The organism is Winogradskyella poriferorum (genome assembly GCF_050618035.1).
Taxonomy (GTDB): Bacteria; Bacteroidota; Bacteroidia; order Flavobacteriales; family Flavobacteriaceae; genus Winogradskyella; species Winogradskyella poriferorum_A.
Genome location: NZ_JBODPY010000023.1, coordinates 1 through 317, shown reverse-complemented (window position 1 = coordinate 317; position 317 = coordinate 1). Strand labels below are relative to the sequence as shown.

At 34.1% G+C, this 317-nt stretch carries 1 pseudogene; it reads left to right on the top strand.

The annotated features are described in order from the left end of the window. Positions 1–317 (top strand): annotated as a pseudogene (locus ACRHOC_RS14765) (ion channel protein); the annotation flags it as partial.

Genomic DNA, 317 nt, shown 5'->3' with positions numbered 1-317 from the left:
CCCTTCAGTTGTCTCCTAATGATAAGGAGATAAAAAGTAATCTGGCATTTGCACAAAACATGACAATTGATGCTATTGTGGTTATTCCTGAGGTTGGACTTTCAAAGATCTTCAAAGGCTTTGTAAATACCTTTAGTTTTGATGTTTGGGCTCTAATATCAGTGATTTTAGTGATCGTGTTTGTACTGTTATTCTTAGGATATTACTTCTCTCAAGCTACAGCGAAGAAACGTTTAGCTTTTGTAGTAAGTTCAGGTTCTTTAATTGTAGCAGTTGTGGCGTTGTTTTTTGCTTTTCAAAAATTTGAATATGATAGA